This window comes from Nocardia sp. NPDC046763, from assembly GCF_040645495.1.
Classification (GTDB): domain Bacteria; phylum Actinomycetota; class Actinomycetes; order Mycobacteriales; family Mycobacteriaceae; genus Nocardia.
In genome coordinates this window covers 1-16,732 of record NZ_JBEYYI010000047.1, presented here as the reverse complement: position 1 = coordinate 16,732, position 16,732 = coordinate 1, and the positions used below count along the sequence as shown (strand labels likewise).

Genomic DNA, 16,732 nt, shown 5'->3' with positions numbered 1-16,732 from the left:
TCGGCAGAGGCATTGCCGGGCAACCGGTGCCGGGGCGTTACTGGAATCAGTGGACCACTGCAAGAGTCATCACCCCAGCACGAAGGCGGCTGTGCCATGTCTACCATCACATCCCTATCTCCGGCCTCGGGGCCCGTCACTGGAGGTGCCAGTGTCACGATCACCGGCACTGGGTTCAGTAATGTTGGTCCGCTGACCGTGCGGTTCGGTACCACGGCAACCACGTTCACCATCGACTCCGCCACCCAGATCACCGCGATCGCCCCTGCTGGTGCGGTCGGTACGGTACAGGTCACCGTCCAGGCACTGCTGGACGGCATCAGCAACCCGCTGCCCTACACCTATCTCCCGGTTCCCGCGCTGAACAGCGTCAGCCCCGGCCGAGGGGCCACAGCGGGGGGAACGGTGGTTACGCTCACCGGGTCGGGCCTGACCGGGGTCACCGCGGTGAGTTTCGGTGCCACACCGGCTGCCTCGTTCACCGTCAACTCCGACGCGCAGATCACGGCTGTCACCCCGCCGGGCACGGGGATCGTGTCGGTCACCGTCACCGGACCGGGCGGCACCAGCAACGCGGTGAATTACGTCTATGTCGCGGTTCCGACCATCACGTCCATCTCCCCGATCTCCGGACCGACCGCGGGCGGTGACACCGTCGCGATCATCGGCACCGGGTTCACCGGTCCATTGACCGTCCAGTTCGGTACCACCGCAACCATTTTCACCGTCAACTCCGCTACCCAGATCACCGCCGTGGCCCCAGCAGGGTCGCCGGGTACCGTGCAGATCACCGTCATCGGCTCGGGTGGCGCCAGCAACGGTATCTCCTACACCTACGCCGCGGTCCCCACCCTGAGCGCCACAGCTCCAGGTTCGGGGACCGTGGCCGGTGGGACCACGGTCGTGCTGACCGGGACGGGCTTCGTGACCGGCGCCACAGTCAGTTTCGGTGGCACCCCGGCGACCTCGGTCACTGTCGACTCCACCACGCAGATCACCACCGTTACACCCATGGGGAGCCCCGGAGTGGTGGAGGTCATCGTCACCACCGTGGGCGGCACCACTGGCGGTATCCCCTACGTCTACGTCTGACGGTTGGTGTGGCTGGGCCGTCGATGGGGTTGGACGAAACAGCCCGCGGCCGCTACCGGTTGCTACAGCTTCCCGTCGTCGTTGTCAGCGCGAGCCAGCCTTTGCGACCGGCAGCGCGGATGCGCACCACCTGCTCGTCAGCGTGGTCGAACAGTGCGACCAATGCCGAAACCACCCGCCGGGCAGTGAGGCGGCTGACCCGTGCCTACGCCCGCAGACTCATCACCACACTCGCGGGCCACGCCTGAACCGCATCCAGCCGAATCGCTGACAAGCCGTGACGAGACCTACTGACACGAGTGACGAATCCGCAGCTCGCTCAACTGACATACGAGTGCCGAGTCTCACCGGCAGAACACCGGCAACCGGTGGCCCGCGCTAGATCCCGTTTTCTGGGCCGCCTCTGGCCAAACCCCTCCCCCGTCGCCTGGAGCTCGCCATGCCCGTCAGACCCACCGCACTGCCGGTGCCCCACCCGAAGCTGCGCACTCCCGCCGCCCGCACCGCCAGCGCGCTCGCCCTGGCCGTCACCGCGGCCGCCGTGATCGCCACCGCGGCCGGCCACGACACGGCCACAACCGCCCTGCAGCCCCCGACGGAACCGACCACCACCGAGCCGAGCTATCAGCCCGGCCTGATGGTCCCCGTGCCGACCGCGGAGCCCTCCACCACGCCGCCGATCCCGCCCGCCGAGCTGGTCTCCGACACCACGATGCCCGTGCAGGAACTGCGTCCCGCACCCGACCAGACGCCCCCGGCACCGGCGTATCCGGACAACCTCGACGGGTGGATCCGGAACTCCCTCGACGTCATGACCGCCAACGGCATCCCGGGCAGCTACGACGGGATCCTGCGCAACGTGATGCGGGAGTCCGGGGGTGACCCGCACGCGATCAATCTCTACGACTCGAATGCGGCCATGGGCATCCCGTCCAAGGGCCTGCTCCAGGTGATCGACCCGACCTTCAACGCTTACCACGTCGAGGGCACCGTCTTCGACATCTGGGATCCGGTCGCCAACATCGTCGCCGCCTGCAACTACGCCGCGCACCGCTACGGCTCGATCGACAATGTCTTCAGCGCCTACTGACGCCCTTCGGGCCCGACCGCCTTTCCCGCGGCCGGGCCTCCGCAAGTCTCACCCACCCCGACCGGGGACATGTCGTTGACGCAGCTCACGCCGCTTTTCGGGAAGGAGCAGCCCATGTTCGACGAGCAGATGCAGGTCATCGCACACTGCTGGAATTGCCACCGGCTGATGATCTTTTGCCCGAACTGTGTCACCTCCATCGCCGTCGACCCGCAGACCGGCCTGCCGCCCGAGGTCCGGCGCACCGAGGGAGGACGGCGGCTACGCCCGCCAGCCGGCCGATCCCGCCGCCCACGCCCGCTGCACCCGGGAACCGCTGTGTGACGGCTGCGCGGCCCTCAATGGCCGCAGCGAGCCCTGGGAACGCCGCCACCGACGCCTGTGTGTCGGCTTCTGAAGACCCCTCAAATTGATACACCGAACAGGAGAAGGTATGTCCGGCAAAGAATTTCAGCTGTCCTACACGTTGTGGCACGAGTGGTTCAACGAACCGATCCGCTCGGCCAAGCCGATGGCCATGGTGCGGATGGAGACGCCCGACGGGCTGTTCACCGCGTGGGAGTTCGAGGTCATGGAGGTGGCCCCGCCGCCGGCGGACGGGCGCGGCCCGGCGTCGCTGCAGATCTCGATGCTCAACGAAGGGTTCGCGACCCTGCACGATTTCGCGCCCTTCTTGGCACGAGGGGTCCAGTTGAACGGAAACTGGCGTTAGAGCTCTTTCTGCCGTATTCCGGTCACACCTCTGCTACGACAGGACGGCGGCGAAGGTCTCTCACCTCCACTCGAATCACAGTGCCTCACGGCGCAAACCGGAAGTGGGCCAGACCCGTTATCCCGACAGTCCCGCGCTACGTCGTAGCGGGGGTCCCGGGTAAATTCGCGGATTGACAACCCAGATGAAGGTCAGGGTTGGCCGAGGCTCTGCGAGCAATGACTCGTCATGCGTGGCAAGTTCGCGGCTCGCGTTGCTGTCGGTTGTATGGCCGAAGCTGCGGGATCGCTGGTCAGGGATTCCGATGCACGAACAGTGACGAGGTCTCGATGTCCGAACCGTACTCCGCGATGGCACAGTTCCAGATCTCGCGGTCGGCGCTGAAGAGCTACCTCGCGGCACCTGCGCGGCCCACATCCCAGTGGTCGGACTGGTCCGACATGTGCGGCCGCGAGGATGCAACGGGGCAGCAGGACGGGCTGCCGTTCTCTCTACACGGGGAGATGGATTTCGACTCCGTCGATCGTTGGCTGTCTGAGGGGGACTACCGCTGGCACCTTCGCGACATCCTGGGGGTTGCCGAACTGCCGTCCCTCGCTCGCTTCGACTACGACGCGGACACCGGTCTCGCCACAGTTGTGAATCTCACGGTGGGTGCCGAGTGCTTTCGCAACCCGCTCTGGTTCCTCGCCACCGTCCGAGGAGCCGCCGGCTACGTGGATGACACCGGCGGGGTGGCGGTAATCCGTCAGTACCTCTGGGGTGGCCCAGAAAGCAAATACACCATGGCCGTGTTGCGACTCGAACGGGGCCGAACGCGCTTCCTTCACTCGGCCGACGACGCCGACGCCTACTCCGATGCCGTACGCCGGGCCAACACCGCCTGCAATGACATCGGCCATGGCTCGGATCGGCTCACCCCTGACGACACCGAAGCCGTCGCCAACCTCGACCGGATCTGAGTGGCCCAGCCGGCCAAGCAACCGAATCGTATGGCGAACCAGCCTTTACGGTGCATACACACTCACTGATGGCCGCCGCTGAGCGCCCTGCCGTCCGCCCACGCCCGGGGGACACATCAAAGAGTGCGTAACGAACATTTCACCCCGGCCACCCGTTTCATGCGGCAGATTCGTCAGATGCCTCAACTCAACGAGATGGGGGTAGTGGTGCATCCGCCCGGAATCCGGCGTCAATATCGAAATACACTGCAATACAACATGATTCGATCCGCATACGCACTGGCGCGGAATCCGGCGCTAGGTCGGCGCGACTCGGTGAATTATCTGCGGTAGTGGTGCAACCGCCGGATTCCGGGAACCTGCACCACTACCCCCGGGTCGCACTGTTCACCGCCGAAGGGACTGCTGCGCTGTTGGTGGACGTCCCGTTGTCCAAGTTGACGACGCCCCGGGCTGGCCTAGCTGGGCCGCTCATGTCAGAGAGTAGGGGGTAGTGGCGCAACTGCCCGGAATCCGGCGGTAGTATCGAAATAACTTGCAGCGCAGCCAGATTCGATATCGCAGCGCAATCGCGCGAAATCCGGCGCCAAAGATCTTGCGGTACACGACCTGCGGGAACGTGGTCCCCGCAGCGCATCGACTCGGCAAATTATCTGTGGTAGCGGCGCAAGCGCCGGATCTCGGGCCGCTGCGCCACTACCCCCGTGTCCACGCTGATCACCGGGTCTCCCGCCCGCTGGTGATCGAGGACCTGATCGGTGATGTAGCGGAACTGGTCGTCGCGGTCGGCGTGGCGAGCGCCCTCGAGGGCCTTCGAGTTGCCCTGCAGGCTGAACCCTTCCTCGGCGAGCAGATTCGCCACCACGTCCGCGGACACGACATGCCCTCGAGTGGCGAGTTCGGCGGCGAGCTTGCGCGTCGACTTCGTCGTCCACCGCAGCGGCGACATCGGATCGCCCCGCTCACCGGGCTCGACCAGCGCCAGCAACGCCGGCCGCAGACCGGAATCGATGTCCACCAGCCGTTTACGACCACCACCTGGCCTGCGCACCCGACCCAACGGCGCCTCGCCCGCATCCAGCTCCGCGGCTCCCCTCGACACGGTGGCCTCGCGTACCCCCGCCGCCCGCGCCACCGCGCGGCCTCCACCACGACCCAGCATTCGCGCGTCGGCTCCCAGCACCAGCCGACGCTGCCGTTCATCCAGATGCGGCAGCAGCGCCTCGAACTTCGCCGCCAAACCTGCCACGGTCACACCGAAAACGCCCATACCACAACATAAGTCACCCAGAATCAGCCATTACGACTTAATTCGCGGCAGGCCCTAACTGAGCGGCCTTGGCGCTAGCGGGCGTCTTCGGAATCGGCGGCGGAGAGGGTCGCGGCCCACTCTGCGGACCACCGGACGAGCGGGCGCAGCGCGCGGCGGGCGCTGTGGCCCAGCTCGGTGAGGGCGTAGGTGGTGTCCGGATGCTGCTCGACGAGGGCGGCGTCGAGCAGCTCGGTCAGCCGTTGCCGCAGCACGCTGGAGGACATGTTGTCGCAGCGCTCCTGCAACGCACGGAACCCGAGCGGCCCGTGTCGCAGTTCCCAGACGATCCGCAGGTTCCACCTACGGCCGAACAGGTCGAGGGCGGCCATCAGTGGCCGGCCGGTGTTCGACCCTCGGACAGCCCGTCCCGGCCTGGGTGCCGCCATCGGTCGTACCGTCCCCTCTTGCCGCTTCGATATCCGAAACACTATCGTATGCCCCATCGTTTCGATTTCCGAAGCGCTTTGAGAGGGGCTTCATGAGGCGATTGCTACCGGGTTGTGCGACCGACCGGGTATCAAGGTGGTGGTGCCGGTATGGCGACGGCCCGAGATCTCCGGGTTGTGGTCGCTCGCCGCTGAACGGAGGTTGTTATGCACAAGCTGATGGTCCTGTATCCCGAGCCCGCCGATCCCGACCACTTCCGCGACTACTACGTGAACAACCACCTCCCGCTGGTCACGCGCATGCCCGGCCTGCTCGCGTGGCGCTACAGCTTCGAGGTGGCAGCGACGCAGGGACAGACGCCGTACTTCGCGGTCTTCGAGGCCGAGTTCGCTGACGCTGCGGCAATGACCGCGGCGCGGTCGTCTCCGCAGGGCCGGCAGGCGGCTGCCGATGTCGCCAACTACGCCACCGGTGGTGCGGTCGTCATCCACTTTCCGGTGCAGAACGGCACCTGCTGAGCCTGGCCCTGAGGCACCGCCGGATCCGCTGTGAGCCATGTTCGCCACATCCTCGCGGAATCGGTCCCCGCACTCTCTTCGGCAGAATAGTGCGTTCGGCAGACACGCCGAACGATCGGGACGTGCCAGCTGGCGGCGTCAGTTTTCGTCGATGCCCCAGGATCTCCACTGTGCCGCGTGACGTCACCGTTGATCGATGATCGACAGCGGATTTGACCAGCACGGCCACAAGGAATCGGTCCTGCCCCGCGCCCAGGCGCAGGGCAGGAAAGCACAGGTCGACCGCGCTGAAGCACGTCGCAGAAAGCTGCGAGCCGGGGCGATTCATCAGTGGCTCGAGCCCTCAACTGTGTGCGGGTCGGATCTGTTCGGTGACCCAGGCGGCAATCTGGACGCGTGAGGTGAATCCGAGTTTGGTCAGGATGTGTTCGACGTGTGCCGCAGCGGTGCGCTGGGAGATGTGCAGGCGGGTGGCGATGGCCTTGTTGGTCAGGCCGTCGGCGACGAGGGTGGCGACCTCTTGCTCCCGGCGGGTCAGCTCCGCCGATGGGCCCCGACCGGGAGCTGTGGCGGTTGGTTGCTCTCCGAGGGCGTAGTCGATCGCGGCGTCGAGATCCAGCGCGGCGCCTTCGCGGTAGGCGGTCTCGAAGGGTCTCCGGCCGAGCATGCGACGGGCCGCTCGCTCGCAGTGCTCGTGGTACACCACCAGGTCCGGAAAGATCATCGCGGAAACGCTGATCGCTTGAGACAGAGCCTTCGCGGCGCCCAGCAACACGGCGGCGCGCCGCGCGTCGTCCTGCGTTTCCGCAATCCATGCCAGTGTTTCCATGGTCTGCGCGACCATGAACAGGTCTTTCTGCTGCCTGGTCATCTGCATCGCTTGCCGCAGCAGCCGCAGTGCCCGCTCGCTGTCGCCCTGGTGCCACGCGGCAACCGCTGCTCCCCACAGGGCAGCTGACCGATGAAACGATTCGCCGTGGGATTCGGTGATCGCGAGGGCCTGCTCGTAGTACGAGAGGCCTGCTGCGCTGTCCTCCCGAAATATGGACACCCATCCGAGTGCGAACAGGGCCCAGATCTGTCCATAGACGTCCCCTTGCGCAGCGAAACACGCGAGGGCGGCTTCCGCGGGGGTGCGGGCGCGCGGCGGGTCGCCGCTGCTGAGCGCGTGAAAGGCTTGGCCGAGATCCGCGAACGCGTGCACGATCGGGTTGTCGGTGGTTGCGGCGAGTGTCTGCGCCTGCATGGCCCGCGTGGACACCGCGACGCGATCGTCCTGGCCAATGGCCACCAGGTTGGCGCGCCACAGCGCCTTGGCGCGCAGCGCCGTAGCGGTAGCTGACCCGTCGGTGAGGGCGCGGTCGAGCCAGTACCGCGCCTCACTCTGCTGGCCTCGGGCGATCCAGAACGGCTGCAGGGCCGCCGCGAACGACAATGCGGCGTCGGATTCCGCCTCGGTATCGGTCAGGCAGAAGTCCAACGCCTCGCGCAGATTCGGTTGCTCGCGGTCGAGGCGGGCGATCCAATGCAGCTGGCGGGGGCTGATCCAGTCGGCCTCGGCGCGCTCGGCGAGCTGCCGGTACCAGGCCCGGTGCCGACGCCGGAGGTCCGTGTACCGGCCGGCCTGCTCGAGCTTGTCGCGGCCATACTCGCGCACCGTCTCGAGAAGCCGGAACCGCACCACCGACCCCGACTCCTCGCGGTTCAGGATGGACTTGTCGACCAGGGCGGTGAGGATGTCGAGTAGTTGCTCTCCGAGATCGTTTCGGCACACCTGTTCGGCAGCGTCCAGTTCGACGGTGCCGGCGAACACGGACAGCTGTGCCCACACCTGTTGTTCGGCTGGGGTGCACAGGGAGTAACTCCAGTCGATACACCGCTGCAGGGTCTGCTGGCGGTCCGGCGCGCCGCGGCTGCCGCGGGTCAGCAGCGCATACCGGTCGGTGAGCCGCTGCAGGATCTGTTCGGGTGACAGTGCCCGCAGCCGGGCCGCGGCCAATTCGATCGCCAACGGCAGCCCGTCGAGCCCGCGGCAGATCTCGGTCACGGTGGCGAGGTTGTCCTCGGTGAGCGCGAAGCCGGGCACGGCGGCGGCAGCGCGTTCGACGAACAGGGTGACCGCGTCGTAGTGGGCCGCCCTCCGCAGCGACGGCTGCCGATCCGGATCGGGAACCGACAGCGGCCGCACGTGTAACACCGTTTCCCCGCCGATGTCCAGGGGCTCGCGGCTGGTGCTGAGGATCTGCAGCCTCGGGCACTCCCGCAGCAGAGTTTCGGCGACCTTCGCAGCCGCGTCCACGATGTGTTCGCAATTGTCCAGCACCAGCAGCGACTGTCGCGAAGCCAGGTAGTCGATCAGCATGTCGAGCACCAGCTTCCCTTGCGGGCGCAGCCCCACGGCGGTGGCGATCACTCCCGGCAGCAGGGCATCGTCGTGCACATCCGAGAGCTGGACCAGCCATACCCCGTCTGGGAAATTGCGCTGTACATCGATCGCGACCCGCGACGCCAGTCGAGTTTTGCCGACGCCGCCGATCCCGGCCAAGGTAACCAGCCGGGAACTCGCCAGCCGGGTCTTGGCCTCGGTCAATTCGGTGCGGCGGCCGACGAAGCTCGTCAGCTCGAGCGGAAAGGACCCCGCGCTGACCGGCGAAGTGAACGGCAGGGGCTCCCGGACCGGCGAGCGGCCGGTGGCCCCAGGAGTCAACGGAACCGGGGTGCTCTCCTGCCGCTCGGCGCCCGCTTCGGCGCGAATCGCCATCTCGTCGACCGACGATCCGCGCTCGGCTTGCAGTGCTTGCAACTGCTCGCCCAACGCCTCGGCGGAGGGCCGCTCCCCGGGAGTACGAGCCATGGCATGTTCGATCACCGTCGAGATGCCGGCGTCGATGCCGTGCTCGCGCAGATCCGGTGCCGGTTCGGTGGTGATCCGCACGAATTGAGCGACCAGCTGCTCGCCGCTGCGTCGCTCGAACGCTGCGTGCCCGGTCAGCGCGGCGAACAAGGTGGCGCCGAGTCCGTAGACGTCCGCAGCGGGGGTAGGTGCCTCACCCGCCAGGACCTCCGGCGCGGTGAACGCCGGTGAACCGGTGACCAAGCCGGTAGCGGTGTGGAACCCCTCGGGGATGCGCGCGATACCGAAATCGGTCAGTGCCGGCTCACCGTAGTCGGTGATCAGGATGTTGCTGGGTTTGACGTCTCGGTGCAGAATGCCGAGCCGATGCGCGGTCTCGAGCGCCCCGGCAATCCTCACCCCCACTCGCAACGTCTCGTCCACCGACAGCGGACCGTAGCGACGGATCCGGGCGTCGAGGGAATCCTGTGGATAGTAGGGCATCACCAGATACGGCCGACCGGACGCTGTCATACCCACCTGCAGCACGTCGACGATGTTCGGATGCCCGGTCAGCCGGCCCATCGCCCGTTGCTCGCGGACGAACCGCTCGCGGTTGTCCTCCTCGAGGTCCGCGGTGAGCACCTTGATCGCCACCGTCCGGTCCAACGCCTCGTGGCTGCAGCGGTATACCAGGCCGAACCCGCCACGCCCGATCTGCTGGGCGTCGGTGAATCCGGCCGCGGCCAGCTCCGCCGTGATCTCACAGACCGCGTCGCGCTGGGTTTTCAATGGGTCGATGTCGACCATGCGCCGGTCCTGCTTCCTGACGTGCTCAGGATATCTCGCGGTCAATCGTCGCCACCTCGCCCTGCACCGGGTGGAAGGCGGCGAAGACCTGGAGTGCAGACGTCCACGGACCCTCCGCCGGACGGGGCGCGGAACCTTCGGATAGCGACGGCAGGAACAAGCGGTTCGCCGGTGCCGTCGGTGCTGTGATCCGTTGCTGTCCAAGGGATTACGTCATATCCGCCCGATTTTCGGCGAAAACCGCAGGGACCCCCAGCTGCCGGGTGACCTCACACTGCGCATTGTCGAGTGCCACCCGTGGCGGATTTCGACGCGGCTCGAACGTAGCCTGGCGTTGATCTTGAATGCCTACTCTGGCGCAGGTCGGCCCCTTCTGCGGTGGCGCAGCCCCCTCGGCATTGCCCCTGGGCCTTCGTGGCATTCCTCGCGCGCGGTCGACCTCGGCGTACACCGCCGCTGCGAGTTGAGAATCCAGCCCGCCCGGTGGAACCGGGCGGCGAGCACAGGACAGGAACTCGATCCACCGTTTGCGGTCGCGGAGCTCCCTGGTCTTTCAGGATCTTCCGCAGCGTTTCCCGACTGATGTCGGCAATGGCATTGATACGCAATACGTCTGCCAGCTTCGGCAGGCTCCATGTCGAGAACGGCCACCCCAGGGTCCGGCGCGCCGAACCCATGGTCGTTGAAGTCGTGAATCACTTGCCGCACATAGGGTTCGGAGACCTGCATCAGTTTCGCAATCAACCCCACCGGCTGACGCTGCGCCGAGGCGCGACCGAGCTGGCGGCGGGGCAGAAACCGGAACGTCCGGACGAGGATGTTCTATCGACATTTGCATGCCAGCTGTCGACGATGCCGTCGCAGTCACCCGCACGCACTGACCGATAGTTCGGCGTCGCATCGAAATAGATGTATGTGCCCATCCTCGATGGGCGGTGAGCCAGCGCCGTGGTTTACCGGGACTCGGGATCGGGTGTCTGTTGCGGGGTGATGACGTTGTTGACGCGCCTTCGAGGGCACGGCACGGACAGGGTTGCACCGGTCGGTTCGGGTCAGCTCTCCTCGGTCCCCGTCCGAGGGCGAGTGGGGGGAGCTGTTTGGGAGGCGGTGAAACTGCCGAGGAAATTCAGTGCCTCCTCGGCAGGGCTTCCGGGCGGGGCCGTGTAGATCACGAGGAGGTGGTGAGCGGCGCCGGGGACCTGGAAGGTCTCGTAGTTGAGCGTTACATCTCCGACGGTGGGGTGCCAGAAGCGCTTGGGTCCGTGGGTCTTCTCGTGGACGTGGTGGCTGGCCCACAGATTGCGGAAGGTCTCGCTGCCCAGTGACAGTTCGCCGACCAGGTGGACGAGTTCCGGGTCGTGCGGGTGACGTCCGGCGGCCATGCGCAGGATGCCGACCGTGGTGCGCGCGGCTTCGTCCCAGTCGAGGTGGATCTTGCGCGCGTCAGGGTCCAGGAAGATGCGGCGGGCCATGTTGCGCTCGCGCGGCGCGAGGTTGGGGAAGTCGGCGATCAGCGCGGCTGCCAGTCGGTTCCAGGCCAGGACGTCGTTTCGGTCGTTCATGATCACGGCGGGGGTGGTCGGGATGGCCTCGACGACCTGCCTCAGTGTGGACCGCAGTACGTCGCCCCACCTGCTGGCCGCTGCCTTCGCCGTAGCACGGCGGGGTGGCCGGGCCAGGTCGTACAGATGGGCGCGCTCGGCGGACCCGAGTCGCAGTGCCCTGCTGAGCGCGCCAAGGACTTCATCGGAGGGGTGTTCGGCGCGCCCCTGCTCCAGGCGAACGTAATAGTCGGTGCTGAGCCCGACGAGTTCCGCAACCTCTTCACGGCGCAGGCCAGGCACGCGGCGGCGGCCGGTCGACGGCAGGCCAGCGTCTGCGGGTGACACCAGGGCCCGCCGGGCCCTGAGATAGTCGCCGAGGCTGGTAGCGATCATGCTCGTGTCGGCCATACCTCCCAGTATGGGGGCGTTGTCAGGGGTGCAACGGTCGGAAGGTGGCCCTGTCATTCCCAGGGAACGGCTGTCTCTTCATCCACCGATGGCCCTTGCAAAATGATCGAGGGCATGTCCACACCATCCTCTCTCGACCGCAGACGCCGTCCCGATCCGGATCGCGCTCATGACGCGGGCGGCCGCGGAGCTGCCTCGTCACTCGGACCGGTCCCAGCCCGAGCTTCGGATGACCGTGGGCGCGGCTACTGGCCCACGGTGGTCGCGGTCGCGTCCGCCAGCATGATGTTGCCGTTCTCCGTGACCGGGGCGGCAGTGGCCTTGCCGAGCATGGCGGCGCATCTGGGCTCTTCGGTCGGCGCTGCGCAGTGGATGCTGAACGGCTTCAACATCACCTTCGCCGCGTTGCCGCTCGCGGCCGGCAGCCTCGCGGATCGGTTCGGCAGGCGCCGCATCCTGCTGACCGGCATCGCGCTGGTCGGAGCGGTATCCCTGCTGGTCGCGCTGGCGCCTTCCATGCCCGTAGCCGATGTGGCAAGGGCGGTTCAGGGATGCGGGGCTGCGGCTGTTTTGGCCTCGGGAGCAGCGGTGCTGGCCCACTCCACCTCTGGTCGGCGTCGGCAGTTTGCCTTCGGGATCCTCGGCTCCTCCTTCGGCACGGGCCTGGCGATCGGACCGCTGTTCGCCGGTGCCCTGGTCGAAGCAGCTGGCTGGCGGTCGGTGTTTGTCCTGGTCGCGGCGATGTCCATGCCCGCGTGGCTGTGTGCGACCCGGGCGCCGGAATCCTGCAACGCCGACCAGCCCGCCCTCGACGTGACTGGGCTGGTCACCTTCACCGCCGGGCTGGCCTGTCTGTCCTTCGCCTTCGTCCAGGCCGGAGCTGCAGGCTGGAGCGCGCCGAGTACCCTGCTGCTGCTCGCGGCGGCCGTGGCACTGGTCGTGCTGTTCGCTGTGGTGGAGATCCACCGGGCCGACCGTGCGATGTTCGACGTCCGCCTGTTCCGCGGGCCCGAGTTCGCCGCGGTGGTCTGCCAGCCTTTCACGGTCACCCTTGGCTTCGTCATCTTGCTGGTCTACCTGCCCGCCTACCTCCAAGGCGTCGCTGACCGGACCATCTTGGCCAGCGGACTGCTCCTGCTACCGATGACCGCTCCGGTCCTGCTCCTACCGCTCGCCGCCGGCCATCTGGCCGCGCGCACCTCCGTGCGAGCAGTGCTGACCTGCGCTTCCGCACTGATCGCGGCCGGCGCCCTGCTCCTGACAACCCTGCACAGCAACGGATCATGGCTGGAGCTGGCGCTTCCTCTACTGCCCTTCGGTGCCGGAGTGGGTCTGGCGTTCGGCGTCATGGACAACGCCGCCGTCAGCACCGTCCCGGTCGAGAACGCCGGAGCTGCGGCAGGCATCTTCAACACGATGCGCATCACTGGTGAGTCCGTCGCCGTAGCTGGCGCCTCCGCCCTGCTCACCACGCTCACCGCCGCCCGGCTTCGTGGCAGCGGCCTCTCCTCCGAATTAGCAACCCGAATCGCCGGGCAAGCCGTCCAAGGGCGGGTGGCCGGAGCGCATCACGCAGCCCTGACGGAAGGCTTGACCAGCGCATTCCATACCCTCGGCCTCGTCCTTGCGGCCCTGTCCACGCTCGGCGCGGTTCTCACCTACCTCGCGCTCGCACCCCACCGCGCCGCTGAGCAGCCATAACGCCGCCACACCGCAAAACACTTCGCCGACCAGGGAGACACCCGCCACCCACCGCAATGCGCTGCTGTCCTTGGAGGGACGCCGACGGCTCGTTCTGCATCGCCAAAACCGCCCGATCGCTTATGTCGCGGTGAGGATAGGGATATCGCGGGCTTGTGCCAGCAAGTGGGTCGACGATATCGACTGGAGTTGGCGAATGTTCTTGCGGCGCTTCGATATCGAGCGCACCTTCCGCATGTTGAAACAAACCCTCGGCTGGACACGGCCCCAGTTCCGCCGCCCTGAAGGGGTCGTCCGCTGGACCTGGATCACCCTGGTCGCCTACACGCAGCTCGACTGGCCCGGCCAATGGACACCGACCTTCGGCGGCCGTGGGAGAAACCCGTTGAGTCACAACGACTTACCCCTGCACGGGTCCGGCGAGGGTTTCGGAACCTCCGTGCGAGGACCGGCACTCCAGCCGGTGCGCAAACCCACCCGGCCCGGCCCGGGACGGCCTCCCGGTTCACGCAACCACCACCGCGCCCACCGGACCGACGTCGGCCGGATCCTGGCCACCGGCCGGGCATACGCCCGCCGGGCCCACCACAAGAACGGAACCAAACCCCGCCGAACTGGTTGAACGGCAAGTTGTAGGGAACGCCGCGAGGCCATGCCATGTGCCCTCGGCGTTGGCAGCGTCGCGGAGTCGGACGGCGATCGCGATCGACTCCTGGCCGTGAGAGGAATGCTGCGGGGCGGTGATGTGGGTCAGCAGGTCCCGGCCGGGATCGGGATCGGCAGGCATTCCTACGCGCCGGCAGCCAGGACCGGTTCGACGGTTGCTGCTTGCCTGAAGTTCCCATGGATACTTTTGGGCAACGAAGACTTTCTGTGCTGTCAATACTGTCGATCCGTGCCACTTGTGTGAGGTTTGTACCGTTCCGGTGCAGGATCTCACTACTGTGGGTTTCGGTGAGTCGAGGTGGGAACGCGGCCGGTCTGAGGTTCTGGTTACCTCACGGCAACATACCCACTCCGCGCCACCCGCCCAGGACATAAGACAGGCGGATCGTTCACCGGAACTTGTTGCGCGCCTGCAACGCTCACGTCAGCGCAGCCTGCAGCGCCGAGCCGAAGCCACTGTGCGTGAGAAGGTCATCACTCGCGCCGTGGGTGGCTACCTCGCCGCCTGGACTGCGATCACACACACCGAGCAGCGCCGCGACAGTGAAGTGGCGGCGCTACGTGCGCAAATCGACACCGTAATCACACGAGCGGCGAGCGAGAGCGCGAACCACGAAGACGCACAGGCAATTGCCGCTGCGGCGGTGCGCGTCCACGTACAGACCGACGAGGAACTCGCCGATCTGCTCCAGATCACTGTCAAACGAGCACGCCAACTCGTGGCCGGGTCCCGCGCGACCAAGTCCGAACAGCTGAGGCGCAGGCCAACATCGAAGAAGACAGACCCCACGAGCCCTCCGACAAAGACCGTCTCAGCGTCTCGAAACCTGCTCGAGGACACGACCTCCGACGCATCCACCGGCCCGGTGCCGTCGCCCGTGGAGGCGGCAAGACTCGACACCTCGGCGGACGGCTGAGGCAGGTCTTGGTTCGTTCGAAGGCCGTAACCTTCCAGATCGCGGTGTGGAAGGTCTGGTCCCACGCTGACCCCGCCATTCGCGCCAATGTATTGGTGGATCTTTATTTCGATGACAACCGGTATCACACGACCACCTGAACTGCACCTCGCTGCGGCATTTTGAATCTGTCGTTGGATCGGTCACCGAACGATCGAGTGCCAAAAGTGGCACTCTGCTCGGCCTCGCTTATTCATTGACGATCTGCATTGAGGGGCAGTATGTTCCCCGCCCGCTGAGGGATGGGCTCGACGGGCGGCGTCTGACCCTCGCCCATACTGACTCACGCAAGCGTCCAGTTGGTATGAGGAAACAGAAAAAGAACAATCGCCGAATTCGAAGGCAACGAAGTCGTACGGAGCCATAGCGGGGGACTGGCGGCAGTGTTTCATGCCACGCGTCTCGAATCCTCATCGCTTAAGGCTTACCAGTCATGGCCCGAGCGAGCAGCCTTCACATCTCTACCCGTTCCGGCTAGAGGAATTGAATCGGTCACCGAATCGGTCATTGTGAGATGACAGGTCAACACTGCCACGCTGACCAGGGGTTATGTCACCAGTTCGCGGAGTGTAGATATTACCATTCAGTAGATTTGCGAACCCTGATGATAGGGATTAGCGTCTGATGAAACTGAGTAATCAGAGCGGGATCGCGAGCTCTCGCGCTCATCAAGTTCGCTGCCGGGGAGGGATCAGTTCACCAGCGATGTAGATGCGACTCCACCGCCGTGAATGGGGTATCGAACGCCTTTGCCGGAAAATTCATGACAGCGGTCGTTGCGGTTCGGGCCGAGCCGGAAGATATTCCTAATAGGGGCCAACTGTTTACCGGCCGGTCATTCGCTTTTCGTGATGTTTGATCCGGCGACGGTTCGATTCGGCGAGAGATCTCCTTATATGTATCGAGAACCGGGCGCTACGCCCATACCCAAGACCTCATCGAAAGGCTTGGCGGCGGGGGAGTACACCATGGCAATCGGTCTCAGAATCGTGCCGGCCCGGGGGGGACTGAGTACTCCTTTGGGGAAGTGCGCGTGACCGGTCCCTCCGCGGGGGCCGACAGCTCTGCTACCAGCAGGGTCGATTAACGCGGCCTGCGTGAACCCAATGATCAAGGTGCACGCGGCGGTGGGCAATAACGGACAGGATACGGCCAGGATGAGGACAGGCTGCATGATTCGGGTGGTCGGGGACCGGAAGATCGAGCTCGTGGCGGTGGCCGCATGACCCGCACGGCTCGCGTACGCCCCACCCGGACCCGCCGCAGACCCCATATGCCGACACTGCCGCAACTGCTCGCGACGGCTGTCGAGTTGAATCCGGGCGGCACCGCCGTCGTCCACGCCGACGCGGACACCACACTGGCCGAGCTGAGCTACGCCGAACTCGACGAGCGTTCGAACCGGCTGGCCCGCCTGCTCATCGCGCGCGGCCTCGGGCCCGAGGATCTGGTCGCCGTCGGCATCCGCCGCTCGGTCGAATCCGTGGTGGCGGTGTGGGCGGTCGCCAAGACCGGTGCGGGTTTCGTGCCCGTGGACCCCAACTATCCGGCCGATCGCGTGCAGCACATGATCGCGGACTCGCGGGCCGTGCTGGGCCTGACGGTGGCCGACACCCGCGAGGTCCTGCCGACCACGTTGCCGTGGCTGGAGTTGGATACTGAGGAGATCGCGGCTGCCGCGCAGGGGTATCCGGCCGAACCGGTCACCAATGCCGACCGGGCGCGCCCGTTGCGGGCTGAG

The 16,732-nt window shown here is 66.3% G+C and carries 14 protein-coding genes and 2 pseudogenes; 11 read left to right on the top strand and 5 right to left on the bottom strand.

Features of this window, described 5'->3' with window-relative positions; translation table 11 throughout:
* Positions 1-96: 96 nt before the first annotated feature.
* The 5 genes from ABZ909_RS41420 to ABZ909_RS41400 all read left to right on the top strand — a co-directional run bounded on the left by ABZ909_RS41420 (position 97) and on the right by ABZ909_RS41400 (position 3,856).
* Positions 97-1,092, top strand: coding sequence for an IPT/TIG domain-containing protein (locus tag ABZ909_RS41420; RefSeq protein WP_357011503.1), 996 nt, complete (start codon positions 97-99; stop codon positions 1,090-1,092).
* Positions 1,093-1,531: 439 nt separating this feature from the next.
* A complete protein-coding gene (locus ABZ909_RS41415) occupies positions 1,532-2,182 on the top strand; it encodes a transglycosylase SLT domain-containing protein (protein WP_357011501.1) in 651 nt (216 codons plus the stop codon).
* 114 nt (positions 2,183-2,296) lie between these two features.
* Positions 2,297-2,506, top strand: coding sequence for a hypothetical protein (locus ABZ909_RS41410; protein ID WP_357011499.1), 210 nt, complete (start codon positions 2,297-2,299; stop codon positions 2,504-2,506).
* Positions 2,507-2,615: 109 nt separating this feature from the next.
* Positions 2,616-2,894, top strand: coding sequence for a hypothetical protein (locus ABZ909_RS41405; protein WP_357011497.1), 279 nt, complete (start codon positions 2,616-2,618; stop codon positions 2,892-2,894).
* 329 nt (positions 2,895-3,223) lie between these two features.
* Entirely contained in the window at positions 3,224-3,856 is a 633-nt protein-coding gene (locus ABZ909_RS41400) for a hypothetical protein (protein WP_357011495.1), read from the top strand.
* A gap of 703 nt (positions 3,857-4,559) precedes the next feature.
* Here the strand turns inward: ABZ909_RS41400 and ABZ909_RS41395 are convergent.
* Together ABZ909_RS41395 and ABZ909_RS41390 are read right to left on the bottom strand one after the other, a co-directional pair.
* Positions 4,560-5,126, bottom strand: a pseudogene (locus ABZ909_RS41395) (ISAzo13 family transposase); the annotation flags it as partial.
* Positions 5,127-5,200: 74 nt separating this feature from the next.
* A complete protein-coding gene (locus tag ABZ909_RS41390) occupies positions 5,201-5,554 on the bottom strand; it encodes a helix-turn-helix domain-containing protein (protein ID WP_357011494.1) in 354 nt (117 codons plus the stop codon).
* A 207-nt stretch (positions 5,555-5,761) separates the two neighbouring features.
* Here ABZ909_RS41390 and ABZ909_RS41385 point away from each other — a divergent pair, with 207 nt between their 5' ends.
* Positions 5,762-6,073 carry an EthD family reductase gene (locus ABZ909_RS41385; RefSeq protein ID WP_357011492.1) on the top strand — a complete coding sequence of 104 codons (312 nt, stop codon included), beginning with the start codon at positions 5,762-5,764 and terminating at the stop codon, positions 6,071-6,073.
* A gap of 343 nt (positions 6,074-6,416) precedes the next feature.
* Here ABZ909_RS41385 and ABZ909_RS41380 read toward each other — a convergent pair whose 3' ends face one another.
* Together ABZ909_RS41380 and ABZ909_RS41375 are read right to left on the bottom strand one after the other, a co-directional pair.
* Complete coding sequence (locus ABZ909_RS41380; protein WP_357011490.1) at positions 6,417-9,716, bottom strand: protein kinase; 3,300 nt, start codon at positions 9,714-9,716, stop codon at positions 6,417-6,419.
* Between the two features lie 1,052 nt (positions 9,717-10,768).
* Positions 10,769-11,668 (bottom strand): helix-turn-helix transcriptional regulator, encoded by a 900-nt coding sequence (locus tag ABZ909_RS41375; protein ID WP_357011488.1) that lies wholly within the window; start codon positions 11,666-11,668, stop codon positions 10,769-10,771.
* 258 nt (positions 11,669-11,926) lie between these two features.
* On the opposite strand from ABZ909_RS41375, the gene ABZ909_RS41370 reads away from it, so the two are divergent.
* The 3 genes and pseudogenes from ABZ909_RS41370 to ABZ909_RS41360 all read left to right on the top strand — a co-directional run bounded on the left by ABZ909_RS41370 (position 11,927) and on the right by ABZ909_RS41360 (position 13,991).
* Positions 11,927-13,369 (top strand): MFS transporter, encoded by a 1,443-nt coding sequence (locus ABZ909_RS41370; RefSeq protein ID WP_357011486.1) that lies wholly within the window; start codon positions 11,927-11,929, stop codon positions 13,367-13,369.
* A gap of 61 nt (positions 13,370-13,430) precedes the next feature.
* Positions 13,431-13,552: pseudogene (locus ABZ909_RS41365) on the top strand (leucine zipper domain-containing protein); the annotation flags it as partial.
* 13 nt (positions 13,553-13,565) lie between these two features.
* Positions 13,566-13,991: a hypothetical protein gene (locus ABZ909_RS41360; RefSeq protein WP_357011538.1), complete on the top strand. Its 426-nt coding sequence runs from the start codon at positions 13,566-13,568 to the stop codon at positions 13,989-13,991.
* Here ABZ909_RS41360 and ABZ909_RS41355 read toward each other — a convergent pair.
* Complete coding sequence (locus ABZ909_RS41355; RefSeq protein WP_357011484.1) at positions 13,875-14,156, bottom strand: hypothetical protein; 282 nt, start codon at positions 14,154-14,156, stop codon at positions 13,875-13,877. The genes ABZ909_RS41360 and ABZ909_RS41355 overlap by 117 nt on opposite strands.
* 337 nt (positions 14,157-14,493) lie before the next feature.
* On the opposite strand from ABZ909_RS41355, the gene ABZ909_RS41350 reads away from it, so the two are divergent.
* Entirely contained in the window at positions 14,494-14,952 is a 459-nt protein-coding gene (locus ABZ909_RS41350) for a hypothetical protein (RefSeq protein WP_357011482.1), read from the top strand.
* Between the two features lie 1,261 nt (positions 14,953-16,213).
* On the top strand, positions 16,214-16,732 hold a 519-nt coding region (locus ABZ909_RS41345; protein WP_357011480.1), incomplete at its 3' end, for an AMP-binding protein.